The 14,949-nt window shown below is 65.3% G+C and carries 16 protein-coding genes; 4 read left to right on the top strand and 12 right to left on the bottom strand.

Annotation, left to right across the window (positions count from 1 at the left end; genetic code table 11):
* Window positions 1–90: 90 nt before the first annotated feature.
* The 5 genes from IVB23_RS10055 to IVB23_RS10035 form a co-directional block, all read right to left on the bottom strand.
* On the bottom strand, window positions 91–1,284 hold the full coding sequence (locus IVB23_RS10055; protein WP_247803406.1) for a M20/M25/M40 family metallo-hydrolase: 1,194 nt from the start codon (window positions 1,282–1,284) through the stop codon (window positions 91–93).
* Between the two features lie 33 nt (window positions 1,285–1,317).
* Complete coding sequence (locus IVB23_RS10050) at window positions 1,318–2,562, bottom strand: MFS transporter (protein ID WP_247803405.1); 1,245 nt, start codon at window positions 2,560–2,562, stop codon at window positions 1,318–1,320.
* A gap of 110 nt (window positions 2,563–2,672) precedes the next feature.
* A complete protein-coding gene (locus tag IVB23_RS10045) occupies window positions 2,673–2,858 on the bottom strand; it encodes a hypothetical protein (RefSeq protein ID WP_061878319.1) in 186 nt (61 codons plus the stop codon).
* Window positions 2,855–3,985 carry a PepSY domain-containing protein gene (locus tag IVB23_RS10040; RefSeq protein ID WP_247803404.1) on the bottom strand — a complete coding sequence of 377 codons (1,131 nt, stop codon included), beginning with the start codon at window positions 3,983–3,985 and terminating at the stop codon, window positions 2,855–2,857. Before IVB23_RS10040 ends, IVB23_RS10045 begins: the two co-directional genes overlap by 4 nt.
* Before the next feature lie 21 nt (window positions 3,986–4,006).
* Window positions 4,007–6,292: a TonB-dependent siderophore receptor gene (locus tag IVB23_RS10035; protein WP_247803403.1), complete on the bottom strand. Its 2,286-nt coding sequence runs from the start codon at window positions 6,290–6,292 to the stop codon at window positions 4,007–4,009.
* Window positions 6,293–6,438: 146 nt separating this feature from the next.
* On the opposite strand from IVB23_RS10035, the gene IVB23_RS10030 reads away from it, so the two are divergent.
* The gene (locus tag IVB23_RS10030; protein ID WP_247803402.1) at window positions 6,439–7,119 is read left to right on the top strand and encodes a TetR/AcrR family transcriptional regulator; all 681 of its coding nucleotides are present in this window, start codon (window positions 6,439–6,441) and stop codon (window positions 7,117–7,119) included.
* A 74-nt stretch (window positions 7,120–7,193) separates the two neighbouring features.
* Here IVB23_RS10030 and IVB23_RS10025 read toward each other — a convergent pair whose 3' ends face one another.
* Both IVB23_RS10025 and IVB23_RS10020 read right to left on the bottom strand, forming a co-directional pair.
* Window positions 7,194–7,463, bottom strand: a complete 270-nt coding sequence (locus IVB23_RS10025; protein WP_247803401.1) for an HGGxSTG domain-containing protein — start codon at window positions 7,461–7,463, stop codon at window positions 7,194–7,196.
* The gene (locus IVB23_RS10020) at window positions 7,460–8,062 is read right to left on the bottom strand and encodes a hypothetical protein (protein WP_247803400.1); all 603 of its coding nucleotides are present in this window, start codon (window positions 8,060–8,062) and stop codon (window positions 7,460–7,462) included. Before IVB23_RS10020 ends, IVB23_RS10025 begins: the two co-directional genes overlap by 4 nt.
* A gap of 128 nt (window positions 8,063–8,190) precedes the next feature.
* On the opposite strand from IVB23_RS10020, the gene IVB23_RS10015 reads away from it, so the two are divergent.
* Both IVB23_RS10015 and IVB23_RS10010 read left to right on the top strand, forming a co-directional pair.
* On the top strand, window positions 8,191–8,475 hold the full coding sequence (locus IVB23_RS10015) for a hypothetical protein (RefSeq protein WP_247803399.1): 285 nt from the start codon (window positions 8,191–8,193) through the stop codon (window positions 8,473–8,475).
* A gap of 17 nt (window positions 8,476–8,492) precedes the next feature.
* On the top strand, window positions 8,493–9,476 hold the full coding sequence (locus IVB23_RS10010) for a tripartite tricarboxylate transporter substrate-binding protein (RefSeq protein ID WP_061878315.1): 984 nt from the start codon (window positions 8,493–8,495) through the stop codon (window positions 9,474–9,476).
* A gap of 10 nt (window positions 9,477–9,486) precedes the next feature.
* Here the strand turns inward: IVB23_RS10010 and IVB23_RS10005 are convergent, their stop codons facing one another.
* On the bottom strand, window positions 9,487–9,945 hold the full coding sequence (locus IVB23_RS10005; protein WP_247803398.1) for an NUDIX domain-containing protein: 459 nt from the start codon (window positions 9,943–9,945) through the stop codon (window positions 9,487–9,489).
* A gap of 67 nt (window positions 9,946–10,012) precedes the next feature.
* Entirely contained in the window at window positions 10,013–10,987 is a 975-nt protein-coding gene (locus IVB23_RS10000; RefSeq protein ID WP_247803397.1) for a lytic transglycosylase domain-containing protein, read from the bottom strand.
* Window positions 10,988–11,166: 179 nt separating this feature from the next.
* Here IVB23_RS10000 and IVB23_RS09995 point away from each other — a divergent pair, with 179 nt between their 5' ends.
* The gene (locus tag IVB23_RS09995; RefSeq protein ID WP_247804813.1) at window positions 11,167–12,201 is read left to right on the top strand and encodes a L,D-transpeptidase family protein; all 1,035 of its coding nucleotides are present in this window, start codon (window positions 11,167–11,169) and stop codon (window positions 12,199–12,201) included.
* Here IVB23_RS09995 and IVB23_RS09990 read toward each other — a convergent pair.
* The 3 genes from IVB23_RS09990 to IVB23_RS09980 all read right to left on the bottom strand — a co-directional run bounded on the left by IVB23_RS09990 (window position 12,198) and on the right by IVB23_RS09980 (window position 14,747).
* Window positions 12,198–12,473 (bottom strand): hypothetical protein, encoded by a 276-nt coding sequence (locus tag IVB23_RS09990; protein WP_247803396.1) that lies wholly within the window; start codon window positions 12,471–12,473, stop codon window positions 12,198–12,200. The two genes, IVB23_RS09995 and IVB23_RS09990, sit on opposite strands and share 4 nt — an antisense overlap.
* Before the next feature lie 78 nt (window positions 12,474–12,551).
* Window positions 12,552–13,409 carry a VOC family protein gene (locus IVB23_RS09985; RefSeq protein WP_247803395.1) on the bottom strand — a complete coding sequence of 286 codons (858 nt, stop codon included), beginning with the start codon at window positions 13,407–13,409 and terminating at the stop codon, window positions 12,552–12,554.
* 147 nt (window positions 13,410–13,556) lie between these two features.
* Window positions 13,557–14,747 carry a urate hydroxylase PuuD gene (locus tag IVB23_RS09980; RefSeq protein ID WP_247803394.1) on the bottom strand — a complete coding sequence of 397 codons (1,191 nt, stop codon included), beginning with the start codon at window positions 14,745–14,747 and terminating at the stop codon, window positions 13,557–13,559.
* Window positions 14,748–14,949: the final 202 nt, after the last annotated feature.

Below are 14,949 nucleotides of genomic sequence, written 5' to 3'. Positions count from 1 at the left end.
ATTCTTCATATCCGCGGAAGCAGAAGAGGTGGGTTACGCCCCGTGACTGCGCTTTGCGCAGCCCAGCGCTAACCCACCCTACAACCCAACTCACCGCATCGTCGCGAGTTGCACCGCCAGTGCGCAGGCGCGGTCATATTCGTCGAGATTGATCCATTCGTCGACCGTGTGCGCCTCGTTCTGCCCCGCACCGAAGGTCACGGTCGGAATGCCGTGGCGGACCATCCAGTTGGCATCTAAGCCGCCATTGGCCGTGCGGACGTTCGGCGTGCCGCCGACCGCGGACACGGCCTCGACCGCGCGCTTGATCACGGGCTGGCTGTCCTTCATGCGGAACGGATAATAGTCGGTCTCCGCCTTGAACTTGACCTTGCCGGACTTGCCTTGTGCATTCGTGACCTTCTTGGCCGCCTTCTCGAACGCGGCCTTGTAGGCCTTGGTGATCTCCTTGAAGAACTTGCCGTCATGGCTGCGGCTTTCGCCGCGCACATGCACGTAGTCGGTGACGACATTGGTGGCATCGCCCGCCGGACGGCCCTCGCCGCCGGTGACCGGGCCGACATTGCTGGTGCCCTGCCGCTTGCCCTTCACCACCTTGCCGAACCAGCCGCCGGCCTTCACGTCCACGAGCGCGAGCGCCAAGATCATGGTCGAGGAGATGCCGCGCTCCGGCGCGACGCCGGCATGCGAGGCGCGGCCGAAGATCTCGACGCTCCAGCGGTCGGCGCCGACGGCACCGATGACGACGTTGGAGGCGGCGCCGCCGTCATAGTTGAACGCCATCACGGGCGAGCCGAGTTCGTCCAGCTTGACGTGGCGCGCGCCATAGAGCCCGCTCTCCTCGCGTACGCAGAACAGCAGCGTGATCGGCGGGTGATCGAGCTTCTGCCTGGCGAGCTCGGCGGCCAGCGTCACCAGCACGCCGCAGCCGCAGCGGTTGTCGCCGCCGAGCGCGGTCCTCGCTTCGTTGACGATCTTGCGTCCCGATTTCTTCGGCTTCGCTCCGGTGCAGAGCGGCACGGTGTCCATGTGGGTCATGAACATGATGCGCGGCTGGTTGTGCAGCGCGCCGCGGCCGGGCAGGTCGACGATGAGGTTGCCGGTCTCGGTCGGCACGGGAATGCGAGTATTGGCATCGTCGAGCCGGATCGCCTTCGCCGGCACGCCGGCCTCCTTGAGCGCGGCGGCAAGCTCGCGCCCGATCGCCGCCTCCTGTCCGGTCACGCCCTCCACAGTGAGGAAGCGCATGAGGCGGTCGGTGGCGGCCTTGGTGTCGACGGGCATGAGTGATTCCTTTGGCGAGCTGGGCGCGTCATCCTATGGGCTTGGCGAGGTGTAAGCCAAGAAGATCAACACGCCGAACGCCAGCATGGCAGCCATGAACAGCAGCACCGCCGGCAAGCCCGCGAGCGCCGCCACCGCGCCGGTCACCGACTGCATCAGCGCCGCGCCGAGGAAGAAGGCGAGGTTGACGGCCGCGAGGGCCTTGCCCGCGACTTGCGCGTCCACCAGCTGCCTGGACATGCCGAACAGCAGCGGCTGGGCGGAGGTCGCAAGCCCGATCAGCACGAACAGCACGAGGTCGTATTGCGGCGGCATCACGGGCAGGCCGAACAGCGTGGAGACCGCGGCATGCGGTGCGCCCAGCGCCATCAGCGCCAGCAGCACGGCGGCAGCCAGATGCGAGCCCGCCACCAGGGCGCGGCGGCGACCGAGCCTGCGGTCGATCATGCCGATGCACAGGGGGCCCGCGATCATCGCCAGCGTGAACGCGCCGAGCTGGTTGCCGGCCTCGACCCGCGAGAGTCCCTTGACGTCCATCAGCCACGGCCCGCCCCACAGGCCGCGCAGCACCAGCGAAGTCGCCAGCGACACCAGCGCCAGCGCGATCAGCCCGCGCAGCGGGCGCGAGAGGCCGAGCCTGAGCACTTCGATCATCTGCGTCAGCGGCGAGGACTCGTCCTTGTGCTCGGCCGGCTGATGTGGGACCAGCGCGAACACCGCAAGCGCCACCGCGATTCCGCCGATCGCCGACATCCAGAATCCGGCGCGCCAGCCGTAGGCGTCCACCACGAAAGCGAGCGGGCTCGACGACAGCAGCATGCCGATATTGCCGATCGAGAGGATCGCGCCCGACCACAGCCCGAAGCGGGCCGCCGACAATTGCTTGGCCGCCAGCGTCATCGGGCACATCAGCATGCCCGAGGTGGCAACGCCCAGCATCAGCTGTCCGACGGCAAAGCTTTCCGGCCCCGTCGCAAACCCTGACGCGACCGCGCCGAACACGGTCCCCGCGAGCAGGCTCAGCGACACCGGCCGCACGCCGAAGCGGTCCATCGCCGCCCCGACCGGAATCTGCGCCGCCGCAAAGGCGAAAGGATAGATCGACGTGAGGCTCGCCAGCGCCTGCGGCTCGATATGGAAATCCGCCGCCATCAGATCGAGGCTCACAGCCGGAATGGTGCGCAGCAAGGTCGAGAGCATGTGGCCGCAGGCAAGCGCCACCAGCGCGAAGATCAGCGCGCGGGTGGCGGTGCCCGCGTCGTTGGCGGCTTTGGTCATGAGCGTTTCGTCCCGGCAAGGGTTTTGGCCGGGTTACACGATTTTGCGGGAGGCTGCCAATGGCGAAAGGTGTAGCGTCAGCGTGGGGGCCGCCTGACCTGACGTCAGGGCTATTGAGGCGGCGGCATCAAGCCCCGAACGAGGTAATAGAGACTGCAGACGCAGGGAACAGCCAGCGTCGCCCACGAAAGCGGCCACCAGATGCCGCCTTCGCCGATCAAGGCGGCCAGCAGGCCGAGCAGCGTCACGAGCGCCAGCAACGCGGGGATCAGCCACAGTGTTCGCCTCGACGTCATCGGGCAAACTCCGTCGCGGCCGCTCGCATGTCGGCCGCGGCCGTGCGGCTTGTCCGCCATCTCGCGAGCCAGAGATAGAGGCCGCTGGCCAGGATGACGATGGTGACGATATCGAGCACGGCCCAGATGATTTTCAGCGGCAGCCCGCCGTAATCGCCGAAATGCAGCGGCTGCGACACGAACAACGCGGTCGCATACCATGGCATGTCGCGCACCGCGACGACCTCGCCGCTGGCTGCATCGATGATGGCTGGCTTGAGAATGCGGCTCGTCAGCGGCGTATCGCCGGTGAGGAACGCCGCGTAGTGGGTTGGCGTTGAAAACGGGCTGCCGGGAAAGGCGAGCGTCGTGACAGTCATTCCCGGTACGGCCGCGCGGACATTGGCGAGCACCAGGTCAACCGGAGCTTTGCGATCGCCTTGCGCCTGTCCCCTGTTTTGCGCGGCCATGTCGAGCAACTGGTTCGACTGCCACATCAGCTCGATTGGCGCGGCCAGCGTGTTGATCACGCCGGTCAGCGTGACGATGCCGAACCAGGCCAGCGTGATGATGCCGAGCAGATTGTGCAGGTCGAGCCAGCGCAGCCGGTTGCTGTGCCGCTTGCGTATCTCGCCGAACTTGAGGCGCCGCGCGAACGGCCCGTACAGCACCATGCCCGAGAGGATCGAAACGGTCAGCAACAGCCCCATGCCGCCGAGGAACAGCGTGCCCTTGATGCCGGCAAACAAATCGGCATGGAGCCGCAGCATGACATAGATGAAGCCCTCGTTGGGCTGATCGGCGCTGAGTGCCTTGCCGGTCCTGACGTCGAACATCTTGTAGAAGAAGGTGTCCGGAGCAGACGTCATGCTGGCGGCCGTCGGTATCTTCACGATCGGTTTCTCGCGGTCGTAGAATAGATACGGCACGACCTCACCCGGCCGCTCGGCGAGCGCCTCGGCGATCATCGTGTCGACCGACGCGCGGACGCCGGGTTCGGCGACCTCGTCGATCGCCGGATTCGGTCCCAGCTCCTCGTGAAAGATGAGGGGCAGCCCGGTGAGACACAGCAGCAGCGCAAAGATGGTGCAGATCAGGCTGCTCCACTTGTGAATCCAGGACCACCATCGCAGCTGTCTCGCCGTCATGGCCGGCACAACATCATGCGATCACCACCTGTAGCGCAGGCCCGCCAGCACGAGGCGGCCATTTCCGAACTGGCAGTAGAAATTGGAGCTGCAGCTGGTGTAGTAGCTCTTGTCGAAGAGGTTGGTGACGTTGAGCGTTACCTCCGCGCCCTTCCAGGCTCGCACGAGATTGGCAAGATCGTATCGCACGGCGGCATCGAACACGACGTATCCCGGCGACACCAGGCTGTTGATGTCGTCGCCATAGCTGGGACCGACCGAGCGCACGCCGCCGCCGATGGTCAGGCCGGCAAGGCCACCGGTGAGAAAGCTGTAATTGGCCCAGAGCGATTCGAAATGCGTCGGCACGGCTTGCGGTCGCTTGCCGATCGCTGTGAGATCGGTCGATTTCGTCACCTTGGTGTCGAGGAAGGTCGAGGCCGCGATGATCTCGATGTTCTCGGTCAGCTTGCCGCGCGCCTCCAGCTCGACACCGCGCGAGCGGATCTCGCCCTGCTGCACGCTGAAGCCCGGTATGGCGGACGGCGTCAGCGTGTTCTGCTGGCGCAGGTCGAACACTGCCGCCGTGAACAGCATGTCGGCGAAGGCCGGCTTGTATTTCAACCCGCCCTCATACTGCTCGCCGGTCGTAGGCACGAAGGGCAGGCCGTTGCTGCCGACGCCGATGGTCGGCTCGAACGACGTCGAATAGCTGACATAGGGGGCAAGGCCGTTGTCGAACAGATAGAGCAGGCCGGCGCGGTAGGTCTGCTTGTCGCTCTCCTGCGACGTTTTCGTCGCGGAGATACGGTTGTCGTTGCTCTGCTCGGTCCAGTCGTGCCTTGTGCCGAGCGTCAAACGGAAGCCGCCGAACTTCATCTGGTCCTGGACGTAGAGTCCGGTCTGCGACAGCGACTGGTCGTTGTTGATGAACGGGAACAGCGTTCCCACCGGCTGATAGTAGGCGGGGTTCACGACATCGAGCGACGTCGCACCGCCGAATTGGTAGAGCCACGAGCTGTGCGAATTCTGCTGGTCCCAGCCGGCGAGCACGGTGTGTTCGACAGCCGATGTCCGGAAGTCGAAGCGCAGGCGGTTGTCGGCGGCGATGCCGTCGGCGCTCTCGATCGACCGGATCGCTGCGCGGGGGATGGTCCCGGCCGCGGTCAGCGCGCCCGCCATCTGCAGCGACTGGAAATCGGTGTCGACCTTGGAGTATCGCAGGGCCGAGTGGAAGCTCACGACGTCGTTCAGGCGGCGGTCGAACACATATCCGACGCCCGATTGCTCGCGCTCGAAACGATCGAAGCCGGGATCTCCGATGTTCAGGTTGCGATTGAGATACGGCCGGTACGCTGCCGGCGCCAGCGACTGCGGATAGAGCGAGTTGAAATAGCCGCCCTTCGGATCGCGCTGGTAGAAGCCGGACACCGTCAGCTGCGTATCGGCATCCGGGCGCCACGTAATCGCCGGCGCTACGCCGAAGCGCTGTTCGTCCACGTCGTCGTAACGCGTGCCGGACATCCGGCCGATCGCGCTGATGCTGTAGAGCCATTGATGCGCGGCATCCAAAGCGCCCTGGCTGGTGATGCCGCCCTGGACGCGGCCGTGGCTGCCGCCTTCGATGCGCGCTTCGTTGTAGGAAATGTCGCTCGGCTGGCGGCTGACCAGATTGACGAGACCGCCGGGGCTGATCTGCCCGTACAGGACGGCCGAGGGGCCCTTGATGACCTCGATGCGATCGAGCAGGAAGGCGTCGATCGACGTGACCGCAAAAGCCTGGCCGCGCGGCAGCTTCAATCCGTCCAGGAAGCTGACGAAATTGGTGGAGGTGCCGAAGCCGCCGATGCCGCGCAGGAACACGCTGTCATAGCGGGTGGTTGCGTCGCGTTCGGAGAGGACGCCTGCCGTGTATTGCAGGGCATTGCCGACGGTCTGCGGGTTTTGCGCGTCGATCTGCCGGCGGGTCACCGTGGTGACGGATTGCGGCGTTTCCAGCACGGGCGTGGACGTCTTCGTCGCCGTCGACTGGTTGGTTGCAACCATCTGGTCGCGCGTGTCTTGCCGGGCCGTCGCCGATGCAGCCGCGGCGGGCGTGGCCCTCGCCGGCGCGTCGGAGCTCGTCCTCGACCGGTTGCTGCGCCGTGTCGCGCTCTGCTGTCGCTGCGATGTCACGTTGCGGGCCGACCGCTGCGCTTGCGGCGCGTCCACCGTCACCGGCGGCAGCGCGGTGTTCTGCGCAAATGTCGGCCCGTCCAGCGCAAGAAAGGCAGTCGAGCCAAGCAGCAGCGCCGCACCTCGCAGAACCCGCTGCGATCCCCCCGTCATTCCCATCGTCAAAACCCCACCCCAAATCCGGCGGGCAGGGTTAAAACAAAACGGGACGATAGTGTCCAGTTATGAGGTTGGATTTTTCGAGTATTTAGAACTATTAAAAGTCCAGAACGGCGATTCCGGATCGCGCAGGGGAAGGCATGAAGCAGGCAGTCAAGTCCGGCAAGCGCACGAAGAGGCGCATCGGCGAAGGTCGCGGCGGGCGACCGACCAAGGCAGAGGCGCAGGCGATCGAGGACCGGATCCTTGCGGTGGCCGCGGATCTATTCGCCCGGGATGGCTATGCCGCGACATCCATGGAGCGAGTCGTCTCGGAGTGCGGCGCCGGCAAGGACACCATCTACCGGCGCTATCCGTCGAAGCGCGCAATTTTCGATGCAGTCCTCGACCGAAGCCGTCGGCGCATCATGGCGCGCCTCGGCGACCTTCAGGTGAGGCAGTCGAGCCAGGACAGCCTCGCGCAGCTCAAGGAGCTGACGAGCCTCCTGCTCGACATCAATCTCGATCCGGAACTGGTTGCCTTCAAGAGGATCGCCGCCAGCGAAAGCCTGGTTGCCGCCGGCAGTCATGCCGCGCCGGAGCCGGATGCCATCATGTCTCTGCTGCGAACATCGGTGACGAAGGCCCAGGCGGATCGGCACATCGTTCCGGGCGATGTCAATTTCCTGACCGATTTTCTCATCAACAGCATCATCGTGGGCCCGACCACGCTGGCGATGTTCGGATACAAGCCGCTCGCCTCGCCCAGGGAGCGGAAGCTGTATTTCGAAAAGGCATGGAGATTATTCTTGGGGGGAGCTGCCGGTCGGCGCGACGGGTGAGGGCTGCCGTGTTGCCGGGCGGCGGGCCGGACTTGATGTGCTGCCGCGGCCGCAGCAGGACGCGACTTCGGAGATCAGGTAATCTCTTTCAGCAATTGCTGCGCCTCATCCAGCAGAGAATCGATACGTTTTCGTTCCTGAATCGCATCCCTGGTAAACAGCCCGTGCTTCCATGCATTCCGGTTTCCTCCTGGCGCTCCCGATCGCCGCGCTCCGCCGTGCATGCGACATCGCTGCTTACCCTTGATGGCCGGTGCGCGGCAGCTAGTCCCATTGCGGGTCATCGCGCCGCAGCGAAGGCTTGACTGCATCGGCGCCGTGTTGCGGGCGTGGTCGCCGGTCATCGGTTCGTTGCTTGCATTGCGTCCGAGTTTGCGTCCGAGACAAGTACGCTCGCATGCTGCGTGACGTTGCCGACGATCGCCCGTCCGCCGTCCTGCACCGACAGGTTCTGCACCGTGATCGCGCGCTCGTCGCTGTTGCGGTGGCGATTCAGCGCCTCGACCTGGGCGGCGAAGGTGCGGGAGAGCCGGGTCAAAGCGCGGGCGATGCCCTCCTGCTGCGCGAGATCGTCGGTGCAGGCGAGCCGGCAGGCACAGCGCATCGCGGCCATGTGCACCGACACCATCTGGGCCACCAGCAAGGCCTCGATGGAATCCTTCGGCGCGATGCTCCTGATCGTCGAGATCATGAAGGCGAGATTGGCCTCATCCGGCTTCTGCCCGACCACGCTGGCCTTGACCAGTTGCCTCAAGATGCCGTGCATCGCATCGCGGTCGGCGGCGCCGAGCGCCTCGGCCAGCAGCCGCTCGCCGGCCTGCGGGTCGGGATGGCTGATCGCGATACGCCGCTTGTAGAGTTTTACGCGCGGGGTCACGGCGGGGGCGCTGCGATCGTTTGCCGCGAGCGGCGAAGTGATGGGCCGCGAGAGAGCTGTCGTCATGTGCTGTGGTCCTTCTGGTGGCGCAGGCGCGAACGGCCGTTCGCTGCTGCGCGCGAATGCGGATTTCGGGATGTCGATGAAGGGTTTGGGCGCAACTGCGTCGGGACGGCCGCGATGGGCAGGCCGTGATGCTCACGCGTGTTGCGATGATGCCATTATGCCACTGTTTTGCCCGACGCGACAGAATTTATTTTGTAAATCCGAAAAATTTCCACGGCCCTGCGCAAGCCTTTGTTCTGAAAGGGGCCGCCTACTGTGCATGGGGTTGTTTTCGCGCTTTTGTTTTGGAATCGGCGCGTACGTGCCGTGCGACGGAATGCCAACGCCCGAACGCGATTGCGGAATCCGGCGTGGCCGCTATTCATGATCCTCGAATGCGTCGCACGAACAAACATGCACAAGCGGCGCTGTGAGGCCTGGGAGAGAACGAATGCAACGAACGGTCCGCCTGCTGGCAGTCATCGCCGGATTGTGCGCTTCTGCGGCGTCGACGCAGGCCCTGGCTCAGAAATACCCGGTGCGGCCGGTCAAGGTCATGGTCGGCTTTAGCGCGGGCGGCCCGGTCGATGTGGTCGCGCGCATCATCGGCGATCGCCTGAGTAACAAGCTCGGACAGCCCTTCGTGGTCGAGAACCGCGCCGGCGCCAACGGCATGATCGCCGCCGAAGGCGTCGCGCGTGCGGACGCGGACGGGTACACCATGCTGGCCTGCAACTCGTCGACGATCACGCTCAACAAGACGCTGTTCAAGGACGCCCGCTATGACCCGCAGGGAGACTTCGCGCCGCTGACGACCGTCGTCTCGGCGCCGCTCGTGCTCGTCGTCAATCCGGAGAATCCCAAGACGGCCGACATCAAGACCGTCGCCGATCTCGTTGCCGCGGCAAAGGCTGCGCCCGGGGCGCTTGCCTACGGCTCGGGCGGCAACGGCAATCTCGCCCATCTCGCCATGGAGCTGCTCGGCCAGAAGGCCGGCATCAAGATGATCCACGTGCCCTATCGCGGCGGCTCGGCCGCCGAGGTCGGCATCCTCGCGCAGGAGGTGCTGGCGGTGTTCGATCCGCTCTCCGCGGTGCCGCTGGTAAAGGCCGGCAAGTTGCGTGCGCTGGCGGTGTCGTCGGCCGAGCGGTTGCCGGCGCTGCCCGACGTGCCCACCGTCGCGGAAGCCGGCTATCCCGGCTTCGACATCTCGTTCTGGGTCGGCTTCTTCATGCCGAAGGCGACGCCCGCGCCGATCCTGGAGACGCTGCACCGGGAGATCGTCACTGCCGCCAAGGATCCCGCGGTCGCGGAGAAGCTCGGCTCGCAGGGCGTCGTCAGCGTGCTCGGCACGGCCGACTACGCCGCGAAGATCGCGAAGGAGACGAAGGAGCTCGCCGAGGTCGTCGTGGCCGCGAACATCAAGGCGGAGTGAGGGCGGGGCGCTATCCGCCGATCAGCTGCGCCAGCCGGTCGAGCAGCGGACGTTGGCCGGCGTTGATCTTCTCCCACGCCGCGTCGAGCGTGAACCATGCGGCGCGGTCGACCTCTGGGAACGTCTGCCGTTTGCCGCTGCGAGGCGGCCATTCCATCTCGAACGTGTTGCTGCGAATGCTGGCCGTGTCGATGTCGAGCTTGGCCGCGAACGCGGTGACGACCTTTCCGCCGCGTTGCTTGACCTGACCCAGCGCGGTCAGCGGCACCGTCACCTCGACGCCGAGCTCCTCGGCAAACTCCCGTCGCGCGGCGGCTTCCGCATCTCCCGCGTCCGCATACTCGCCCTTCGGAATCGACCACGCACCGAGATCCTTGCTGCGCCAGAACGGACCGCCGGGATGAACGAGCAGAACCTCGATCTCTTCGCGCTTCCGATAGGCGATGAGCCCCGCACTGTTCGATGGCATGGCAGGTTCCGTGCAGCAGCGATCCGGCTCTCCGGAGAAGGGGAGTCGCATATTCCAGCAGCGAACACTAGCCGGACGGACGTTCGCGCGATGCGAAGCGAATGGCGCGCGCCTTTGCGCCCTTTCCGGCGGCGCGTGCCGCGATCATGCTGCGTCCCTTGCGGTGGGCCGCGGCATTGTTCCGCAGCTGGGTTGCAAACCGCTTGCGCGCGCGGTTCGTCGTCGCCCGGGCGGCGATCTGCTCGGCCTTGCGAATGATGCTCGCGACCGAGGGCGTCAGGTTGACCGGAACCCAGGCGACGTCCCTGGCCTTGGAGAGACTGCCGATGCCTTCACACGGCGCCTCGCGCGGCAGATCGATCCTGATCGCAAGCGCCTCGGAGCGTTCGATCCAGTCCTCGGCCTTGGTGCCGGTGATGATCCGGACATAGTCGCGCGTCTCGCGCGGCAGCCCGCTCTCTCGGGCCAGCCATTTCTGGATGCGGCCGGGACCTGCGTTGTAGGCGGCGGCGGCAAGGCCGAGATTGCCGAAATCGTCGCGAAGCTTGCGCAGGAATTTTGCCGAGGCCGGCAGCGCCTTCATGGGATCGAAGGGATCGTCGAGCCCGACCTCCGTGGCCGTCTCCGGCATGAACTGCGCGACGCCCTGCGCGCCGGCATGGCTGACCTCGTTGGACTTGAAGCGGCTCTCCTGCCAGAGCAGGCGGGCGAAGAAGGGCACCGGAATGCCGCTGGACTCGGCGGCTTCACGAAGCGCGTGACAGAATTGCTCGGTTGGTGAATCCGGCGCCCGTACCGCCGGCTCGACGGCGCGCGGCGGCTCGATCACCTGCTCGATCACCTGCTCATGGGCAGCGTGCGCGTTCGCGAGCTCGATGGCCTGCACGCTGGCGACGAAGAATTCGACCATCGGAACAAGTCGCGAGGCATGATTGTTCTGAAGAATGGTGGTGTGGAGCGGTGATGCTTGCCGGGACGACGACGCATCGAGGTCGCACATCAGAATCAGGAATGCGGCGCAAGCCGCGACGACAAATCGCATTTGCGGAGACAACCTCGAACTGTGGGATGAATGGTCGGTGATGCGCCGGCGGCAGGGAGTTCTTAACCGTCCGATTGCGGCAAAGCTGCGATCTCGTCGTTCCTTCGGTGTTACTACGGTGTTCCCGAAGAGAAACTCTCCGCGGCCTCGCGGGCCGCTTGCGAGTAGGATGCGCGATGATGATACGAGCGATGCTTGGCGCGGTGATTTCGCTGTGGCTCATCGGCCCGGCGCTCGCAGGCAATCTCGATCCGGCTGCGGTGAATGACGCTGCGCGTCCTCCGAGACCGCCGGCCACCGACAAGCTCAATCCAGCGGTGGTGAAGCTCCAGGTCCTGCTCGATCGTGCGCAGTTCTCGCCCGGCGAGATTGACGGCAAGCTCGGCGAAAACGCGCAGAAGGCACTCAAGGCATTCGCGGCGCAGAACGGCATCGCATCCGACAAGGCCATAGCGCCGGAGCTCTGGGACAAGCTGACAGCGGCGAGCGAGGGTCCCATCGTCGCCGACTACAGGATTGCCGACGCCGACGTAAGAGGCCCGTTCCTGAAGGAGCTGCCGGGCAAGCTCGAGGACATGAAATCGCTGAAGGCGCTGAGCTACACCAGCCCTCTCGAAGGACTTGCCGAGAAATTCCACATGAGCGCGGATCTGCTCAGGGCGCCCAACCCGGGCAAGGCCTTCGACAAGGCGGGAGAGACGATCGTCGTCGCCAACGTTCCGGCACGGAGAGAGCTGCCGCGCATGGCCCGGCTCGAGGTCGACAAGAACAACGGGACGTTGAAGGCGTTCGACGCAAGCGGCGCTCTGCTGGCGTTCTATCCGGCGTCAGTCGGCAGTCCGGATCGTCCGACGCCGAGCGGCACGCTCAAGGTGACGAGCGCACACGAGAATCCGACCTATCGCTACAATCCCGACTACAAGTTCAAGAGTGTCAGATCCAAACGGCCGTTCGACATCGAGCCGGGTCCGAACAATCCCGTCGGAGCATACTGGATCGGCTTGTCGGCGCAGGGCTATGGCATCCACGGAACGGCAGAGCCCGACAAGGTTGGCAAGTCGGCGTCTCATGGCTGCGTCAGGCTGACCAATTGGGACGCGCGTGCGATCGGCGAGAACGTCAAGCGCGGCACGCCCGTCGTCTTCCTCGATGCGCCGACGGATACCTCCGCGAAGCAGCAAGGCCGGCCCACATCGAGGCGTGCCTCGAACTAGTCTTTTGGGAAATCCTTGCGCATCGCGATCTCGGCGGCATCGCCGGGCGACAGCACGGTCTGCTCGAACGCCGGTTGTGGCCTCGTCATGATATCGTAGAGTGAGATGCCTTTGATCGGCTTGCCCATGAGTTCGCGGACGCATTCGGCGAGCGTGCCGTTATAGACGAGATAGGGCGCGCCCCGGTCCTTCAGCCTCTCGCCCTTCAGCGACGGCCACTTCTTCAATTCGGCCGGCGCGTCATAGGCGATCGGCGATTCCTCTTTGAACATGCCTATGGTCCCGGCGACTTGGATCGCCGGGAATCCTAGCGCCGCCGGGGTAAACACCCGTTAAAGAATTAGTTCAAATCAGCCGGCAACGAAGGCGAGCAGGGTGCCGTTGGCCTTGGCCGGCGGCACGCAGATCGCATCGCCGCTTCGGACGGCGGCTGAACCCAGCGCCTTCCCGGTTGCCGCCAGATCGCCGCTGACCAGCACCAGCGCGGCACCGCCGCGCTCGGAGAGACCGGTCAGCGGCACGCCGGGATAGCGTTTGCCGAGCTGGTCCAGCGTCAGATAGACGAAGTCGGCGCGATCGCCGCCGGAAGGTACGGTGACCGCGCCGTCCGCCTCGGTTTTCGGCGCGCGGTCGATGAGCCGGCCGAGATGCGCGGCTTCCTGCGCCGGCTCGGGCGTTGCGATCAGCGTCTGCTTGATCCGCCTGGCCGCATTGGCGTGCTGCATGAGTTCGGGAATCCACACGGTCTCGCGCGTCTTGTGCTGGCACGCGAAGATGCGCACGCCGCCGGGCGCTTCCGCGGTCGGCCACATGAAGGTGCGGAATTTCGCCGCCGAGACCGTGCTGTCAGGCAGCGTCACCGGCCGCTCGAAATCGGTCGGGCCGATCGGCGCCAGGCCCCGTGCGCGGATCTCCTCCGCGCCGGCGGCGGAATCGACCGCAGTGAACGCGATGCGCTCGATGCCCTCTCCCTGCCTGTCGAGGAACGCGCGCGCCGGCGCGTTCTGCTCGGTCGCGGCGAGCACGCCCAGCAGCTCCATGTAGTCAGGGTCGAACATGATGGTGTAGTTGCCGGTGCCCATATGCGCGCTGTGGGTGCCGCGCGGCGACACCGTGAAGCCGAGCTGCCGGTAGTTCTCGGCGGCCTTGTCGAGGTCCTTCACCATGACGACGGCGTGGTCGATACCGATGACGTTCTTGAGGGCCACTGTTCTTTCCCCGATTGCGAACTGATCTTGCGCCGCGCCGGCGGCCATGGCCCCTGTCTACGCCGGTTAGGCGGTCAAGTCATTTTCAATTCAGCAGGGCAAAGCGGAAATTCATTCCGCCGAATGGTCTGGCCGCGCAAGTCGGCGTCAGCGCGCCTGCGCGAGATAGGCCGCGAGGACGGCGCGCTCCTCGCTGGTCATCTCCGTGATGTTGCCCGGCGGCATCGCGTTCGACCAGGCCGCGACACGGCCGATCAGGCGGATGTTGCGATGGATGTGCTCGGGCGCGTCGAGCAGGATGCCCTTCGGGGCGGTCACGATGCCGGCCCAGACTGGCTCGGCCGCGTGGCACATGCTGCAGCGGGTCATCACGATTTCCTCGACATTGGCGAGCGTCGGCTGTGCGGGCAGCGCGCCGGTCTTGACATCGCGCGGGCCGGCCGCGGAGAGGAACAGGATCGCGACCACGCCGACTGCCGCCACGCCCCACACCCACCACGGCGATTTGCGCCCCGCGTGTCGTTCGTTGAAGAAGTGGCGGATCACCGGGCCGAGCGCCAGGATGATCGCGACGATGATCCAGTTGAAGCGCGTGGCGTAGAGCAGGGGATAGTGGTTGCTGATCATCAGCACGACGACGGGAAGCGTCAGATAATTGTTGTGGACCGAACGCTCCTTGCTCGCCTTGCCGAGCTTCGGATCGGGCGCCTCGCCCGCGATCAGGCTGGCCACGATCTTCTTCTGGTTCGGGATGATCAGCGCGAAGACGTTGGCGACCATGATCGTGCCGATGATCGCCCCGATCTGGTTGAAGGCGCCGCGGCCGCTCAGCACGTGGGTGAAGGCGTAAGTCAGCGCGACCAGGAACAGATAGCCGCCGATGGCGAAGGGCAATTCGTGCTGCGCAAGCCCGCTGCGACAGGCGGCTTCATAAAGCAGCCACGCCAGCGCGAGGCTGCAGAAGCTGAACAGCCCGGCCTGGAACGGCGTGATGTCGAGAATCGCCTTGTCGACCAGGAACAGGTCGGCCTCGAGATAGTACACCACCACCATCAGCGCGAAGCCGGACAGCCAGGTGGTGTAGGCCTCCCATTTGAACCAGGTCAGCTCGTCCGGCATCTGGCTTGGGGCCACCAGATACTTCATGATTCGGTAGAAGCCGCCGCCATGGACCTGCCAAGCCTCGCCCTGCACGCCATCAGGCAGGTCGCGTCCAGGCCTGAGGCTGAGATCGAGGGCGATGAAATAGAAGGAACTGCCGATCCAGGCGATCGCCGCCACCACGTGCAGCCAGCGCAGCAGCAGGCTCGCCCATTCCGATATGACCGATCCCCACATGATCTTCCCATCAGTCGCGACAGCGATGTCGCAGCTTTGATGACCGCAGCCGCACCCTTACAATGTGTCGCATCTATCTGCGATGTTTTCCAGTACGATGGTACACCTGATGCACATCGTGCGGGCCTGAGCCGGCGTCGAATGCGGCGGGTGTTTGACTTGCCGCAGAACGTTTGCGGAAGAATGGCGTTGACGACCTGTA

The organism is Bradyrhizobium sp. 191, assembly GCF_023100985.1.
Taxonomy (GTDB): Bacteria; Pseudomonadota; Alphaproteobacteria; order Rhizobiales; family Xanthobacteraceae; genus Bradyrhizobium; species Bradyrhizobium diversitatis.
Note: the sequence above shows the minus strand (reverse complement) of the source record. Positions and strands in the feature narration are given on the sequence as shown.

Excerpts from the sequence above, each read along its gene's own strand:
- IVB23_RS10055 (WP_247803406.1), bottom strand. The coding sequence starts at position 1,284 with ATGCCCGTCGACACCAAGGCCGCCACCGACCGCCTCATGCGCTTCCTC.
- IVB23_RS10050 (WP_247803405.1), bottom strand. The coding sequence starts at position 2,562 with ATGACCAAAGCCGCCAACGACGCGGGCACCGCCACCCGCGCGCTGATC.
- IVB23_RS10045 (WP_061878319.1), bottom strand. The coding sequence starts at position 2,858 with ATGACGTCGAGGCGAACACTGTGGCTGATCCCCGCGTTGCTGGCGCTC.
- IVB23_RS10040 (WP_247803404.1), bottom strand. The coding sequence starts at position 3,985 with ATGACGGCGAGACAGCTGCGATGGTGGTCCTGGATTCACAAGTGGAGC.
- IVB23_RS10035 (WP_247803403.1), bottom strand. The coding sequence starts at position 6,292 with ATGACGGGGGGATCGCAGCGGGTTCTGCGAGGTGCGGCGCTGCTGCTT.
- IVB23_RS10030 (WP_247803402.1), top strand. The coding sequence starts at position 6,439 with ATGAAGCAGGCAGTCAAGTCCGGCAAGCGCACGAAGAGGCGCATCGGC.
- IVB23_RS10025 (WP_247803401.1), bottom strand. The coding sequence starts at position 7,463 with ATGACCGGCGACCACGCCCGCAACACGGCGCCGATGCAGTCAAGCCTT.
- IVB23_RS10020 (WP_247803400.1), bottom strand. The coding sequence starts at position 8,062 with ATGACGACAGCTCTCTCGCGGCCCATCACTTCGCCGCTCGCGGCAAAC.
- IVB23_RS10015 (WP_247803399.1), top strand. The coding sequence starts at position 8,191 with ATGCTCACGCGTGTTGCGATGATGCCATTATGCCACTGTTTTGCCCGA.
- IVB23_RS10010 (WP_061878315.1), top strand. The coding sequence starts at position 8,493 with ATGCAACGAACGGTCCGCCTGCTGGCAGTCATCGCCGGATTGTGCGCT.
- IVB23_RS10005 (WP_247803398.1), bottom strand. The coding sequence starts at position 9,945 with ATGCCATCGAACAGTGCGGGGCTCATCGCCTATCGGAAGCGCGAAGAG.
- IVB23_RS10000 (WP_247803397.1), bottom strand. The coding sequence starts at position 10,987 with ATGCGATTTGTCGTCGCGGCTTGCGCCGCATTCCTGATTCTGATGTGC.
- IVB23_RS09995 (WP_247804813.1), top strand. The coding sequence starts at position 11,167 with ATGATACGAGCGATGCTTGGCGCGGTGATTTCGCTGTGGCTCATCGGC.
- IVB23_RS09990 (WP_247803396.1), bottom strand. The coding sequence starts at position 12,473 with ATGTTCAAAGAGGAATCGCCGATCGCCTATGACGCGCCGGCCGAATTG.
- IVB23_RS09980 (WP_247803394.1), bottom strand. The coding sequence starts at position 14,747 with ATGTGGGGATCGGTCATATCGGAATGGGCGAGCCTGCTGCTGCGCTGG.